The sequence below is a fragment of the Xanthomonas sp. BRIP62415 genome (assembly GCF_003993515.1).
GTDB classification, from domain to species: Bacteria; Pseudomonadota; Gammaproteobacteria; order Xanthomonadales; family Xanthomonadaceae; genus Xanthomonas; species Xanthomonas euroxanthea.
Window position 1 is genome coordinate 1 of record NZ_QEZH01000019.1, and the last position, 5089, is coordinate 5089.

Annotated in this window: 1 protein-coding gene; it reads left to right on the forward strand. The window is 64.3% G+C overall.

All coding sequences use genetic code 11. From position 1 onward, the window contains the following. Positions 1 to 5089 (forward strand): non-ribosomal peptide synthetase (locus EO141_RS07545; RefSeq protein ID WP_127168876.1); only part of this gene is annotated, 5089 nt, incomplete at both ends.

Here is a 5089-nt window from a genome sequence, read left to right on the forward strand (position 1 = left end):
TGGACCGGCTGCCGCTGACGGCCAACGGGAAGATCGACAAGGCGGCGTTGCCGAAACCGGGCGCTGCGCGTGCTGCCGACACGCACGAGGCGCCCCAGGGCGAGGTGGAACAGGCGCTGGCGCAGATTTGGGAGCAGGTGCTGGACGTTGCGCAGGTGGGGCGGCATGACAACTTCTTCGAGCTGGGCGGCGATTCGATCTTGAGCATCCAGATCAAGGGATTGGCAGACCAGCGAGGTCTCGTGCTGGAGTTGGCCGATCTGTTCGACTACGACACCCTGGCCGACCTCGCCACGCAGGTACGCCTGGCCGAACCGGGCGATGCGCACGCAGTACTCGCCCCGTTCGAGCTGCTGGGCCCGGCGCAGCGCCAGGCGTTACCCGCAGGCGTGGTGGATGCCTATCCGCTGAGCGCGATGCAGGCAGGCATGTTGTTTCATTCCGACCTCGGAGGTGGTGCCACTACCGTCTATCACGACGTCTACCATCTGGATCTGGAGGGGCAGTACCGCACTGAGCTGCTGCACAAGGTGCTGGAGGGTGCGGTGGAGCGCCATCCGATTCTGCGCACCTCGTTCGACATGCTGCGTAAGCCGGAACCGCTGCAGTTCGTCTGGGGCCGGGCGAAGATCGCATTGCTGGAACACGATGTCACCGATTTGCCAGCGCAGGCGTGGGAGCAGGATTACCAAGGGTGGCTGGAACAGGAGCGGCGTACGCCATTCGACTGGCGGCAGGCGCCGTTGATGCGCGCATTCGTTCATGTGCGGGCCCATCAGCGATGGCGGCTTACCCTGAGTTTCCATCACGCCATCCTGGATGGCTGGAGCTTGGCCCAGCTCTTGGCGGAACTGCTGTTGGACTATCGGTCCTTGCTGACCGGACAGCCAATCGTGTCGCAACCTCCGCACAGCCGCTACGCGGAGTTCATTGCCGCCGAGCGGCGCTCAACCGCCGACGATGTCGCCGACCGCTTCTGGGCCGACTACTTGCGCAATGCTGACGTGCTGCAGATGGAGCACGCCCAACCGCTGATCGAACCTGCCGTCGCGGACGTGCGCAGCCTGCACATTCCGCTTTCGCCGCAGGTGCAGGCAGGTTTGAAACAGCGTGTCGAAGATTGCCAAGCACCGATGAAGAGTGTTCTGCTTGCAGGACACCTGCAAACACTGTCGTTGTACTTCGGCAAGCAGCAGCCCTTCTCGGGCATTCTGATGCACGGGCGTTCGGACAGGCGGGACGGTGAACGGACTTTGGGCCTGTTCCTCAACAACGTGCCCCTGCGCCTGCCTGCAGTGGGCCTTCGCTGGTGTGAGCTGGTCATGGCCGTGCATGAGGAGGAGCGCCGCCTGTTCCCGCATCGGCTGTACCCGCATGCCCGCATCAGCCGTTTACTGGGCGGGCCCGACGCGGTCCAGACCGCCTTCAATTTCACCAAGTTCCATGCCTACAGGGGGGTGCGCGAGGACGCATTGCTGAGCGCCAGCAATGCGCAGGTCAAGGAGCATTCCACGTTTCCGTTGGTGTTGCAGACCGCGGAGGATCCGGACAGCGGTGAGCTGACCGTCCGGCTGGAGTTCGATCCAGCACGGCTGGACGAAGTGCGCGCAGCGGCCCTGGCAGCGCTGTACGAACAGGTTTTCGCTGCGCTTGCGCTGGCGCCGCAGCAACGGCCGGATGACACGCCGCTAGTTCCAGTGGCGCAATGGTGTATCCGCCAGGAACGCGCGGCAGCTGATGTGCAGGCGTTCGGCACCCTCTTCGATGCGGTCTGCGCCGCGGCAGGCGCTGCGACTGCTGTGCAGGACGGCAATGGCAGCTGGTCCTACAATTGCATGCGTCGCGCTGTTCATACACTGGCCGACCGCCTGTGTTTGCACGGCGTGAGAGAAGGCACCCGGGTTGGCGTCTGCCTTGAGCGTTCCGCGCCGCTGCCGGTGGCGATGTTGGCCATCTGGAGCGTCGGCGCCACCTATGTGCCGCTGGCGGTCGACCATCCGCCAGAACGGTTGCAAGCGATGCTGCGCAGTTGCGACATCGGCCACTTGGTGGTGTCATCGGCTACCGTGGCCCGCCTGCCTGCCGAGGTACGCAATGGACGCATCCTGATCGCTGGCGAGCTGGGCGGTGAGGAAATGACAGCGCCTTCGCTTGGGCCGGGACTGCGTGGCGACGAATCGGCCTACATCATCTTCACCTCCGGCTCGACTGGCACGCCTAAGGCGGTGGTGGTGCCGTGGCGAGGGGTATGCAATTTGGTGGCGCAGCAACGCGAGGTGCTGGGCGCCGGTGCGGGGCGTGGGGTATCGCAGTTTGCATCGCTGACCTTCGATGCGTCCGTCTTTGAGATGGTGATGGCGCTGCTCACCGGCGGGGCGTTGCACATCGTGGAAGAACACCGCAAACGCGATCCAGAGTATCTGCACGCCTTCATTGATGAGCGCTCGATCGATCTGCTCACGCTGCCGCCGTCCTATCTGACCGTGATGGACCCGCTGGCGCTGCCACGCTCGGTAACGGTGGTGTCGGCCGGGGAGGCACTGCCGCCTGCATCGGCTGGGCGCTGGGGTCAGCGGCATCGCTTGTTCAACGCATACGGCCCGACCGAGGCCACCGTCTGGTCCACGTGGCATGCGTGCGACGGTGGCCGGCCAGGTCGCATCCCGATCGGTCGACCCCTGTCGGGTGGGGGCGTACGTCTGCTCGATAAGGGACTGCGCCCGGTTCCAGCGGGGATGCGCGCCCGCCTGTATCTGACCGGGCCAGCTCTGGCGCACGGCTATGCGGGTGATGCCGCACGTACGGCCGCTCATTTCCTGCCCGATCCGTACGCCGATGTTGCGGGTGCTCGCATGTACGACACCGGCGATGTGGTTTGCATGCTGCCCGATGGCCAGCTCGATTTCATCGGCCGCGACGACCGTCAGATCAAGCTTCGCGGCTTCCGGATCGAGCTAGACGAGGTGGAGGTGGCGCTGAATGCCGTGCCGGGCGTGGAACAGGCTGCAGTGGAAGTGGTGGAGCGTGCCGATGGAAGGCGCGAGCTGATCGGATTGGTACAGACTGCCCCCGGCTTCGGTCCGCCCGAGCGTGCCGCCGATGCACTAGCTGGCCGTTTGCCGGACTACTGCATTCCACAACGCTTCATTGCGCTGGAGCAGATGCCCCAGACGCGACACGAGAAACTTGACCGCACTGCATTGCGGGTACTGGCACTCAGTGCGGAGCCGACCATATCGCCGGCTGTCACCAGCCCGCTCAACGAGCTGGAGCAAACCTTGACGGTCATCTGGATGGAGGTGCTGGAGCTTGATGCGATCGATCCCAACGACTCTTTCTTCACCCTGGGCGGCGACTCCATACTCAGCATCCAACTACGCGCACTGACCCATTCGCACGGCTACGACTTCGAACTGGAAGATCTGTTCAAGCAGCAAAGCATCCGCAATCTCGCACCGCGGGTGATACCGCTGGCAGGGAAGGGGCCGGCGGCGGTGGCGCCGTTCAGCCTGGTCCGTACCGATATCGCCAACACGCTGCGCGGCAGCGCCGACGATGCCTACCCGCTCAGCCGCATGCAGGCCGGCATGCTGTTCCACCAAGACTTCAGCGGCGATGACGCGGTCTACCACGACATCATGAACTACACGATCGGTGGCGAGATCGATCCACACGGGCTTGAGCAGGCCTTGATCCGCTTGACCGCACAGCACGACATCCTGCGTACCGGTTTCGATCTGTCCCGGTTCGATACGCCGCTGCAGGTCGTACACCGCGATGCCCGAAGCCACTTCGGCTTCCATGACCTGTCCGCACTGGGTGCCGATGAACAAACCGTGGTGCTGGCCCAGGCCAATGCGCAGGAGAAGACCCGTCCATTCGACCTCAAGTGCCCATCGTTGCTGCGCGTGGACCTGTTCCGGCTGGGGCCAGCGCGCCATCAGCTCAACCTGAGCTGCCCGCACGCGATTCTCGATGGCTGGAGCGCGGCGTCGCTGATGACAGAGTTGGTGCGTGAGCATCGTCGCGGCAGCGCCGACCCTAGCGCGGAAACCACAACATTGCGCTACGCCGATTTTGTCGCGCTGGAACAGGCGGCACTGCAATCTGAGGCGAATCGCGCCTTCTGGCAGGACCGGCTGCTGGAACAAGGCCATGTGACATTGCCGACGCGTTCGGACATCTCAGCGGGTGAGCCAGTGCGTATGGAGGTGCCGCTAGCGGTGCATCACAAGCAGGCGCTGACGGCGCTGGCGGCCCAACTGGGCGTACGCCTGCGCGATGTGATGCTGGCCATCCATCTCAAGGCCATCAGTGTGATCACCGGCAGCGCGCAGGTATGCAGCGGCGTGGTCGTCAACGGCCGGCCTGAGTCTGCAGGCGGTGAGCGCGTCCTGGGCATGTTCCTCAATACTCTCCCTACATCGCTGAAGGTGATGCCGAGCAGCTGGCGTGCGCTGATTGAGCGCGTGCGCGACATGAATCAGCAGCACTGGAGCCACCGGCGCTTCCCGATGACGGAGATGAAGCGCATCGCGGGCGGTAACGCACTTTTCGATGTGGTGTTCAACTTCACTCACTTCCACGTGTACGAGAGGCTGGGTGAATTCGGGATCAGCCTGGAAGGTACCGATGGCTTCGAATACTCGAACTATCCATTGACATTCCAAGCGGGATACCAGCCGTGGCGCGATGAACTGCACATGATGCTGGACCTGGATTCGGCGGCCATCGATCCGGGCCACGCGCAACAGTTCGCCTCGCTCTACGCAGCTGTTGCCCAGAGCATGGCCAGCGATGTGGAGGCCTCGCACGGGGGCGATTTCCTGGCAAACGACGTGCGGGTGCAGCTGCTGGCCTGGGCGGGGTTGCCGGGGGAGGGAGGCGTCAGCCTGAGTGGACGTTTTGCGCAGACCGCGCAGCAGGTTCCGGACGCCATTGCGGTGCAGGACGCCGAAGGCACGCTGAGCTATGCACAGCTGGAGGCAGCCAGTGCGGCGATTGCCTGGGCCCTGCAGCGCAGCGGGGTGCAGCCGGGGATGCGCATAGGCGTCAGCCTGGCTCGTTCGCGCTGGCTGGTGGCCACCTT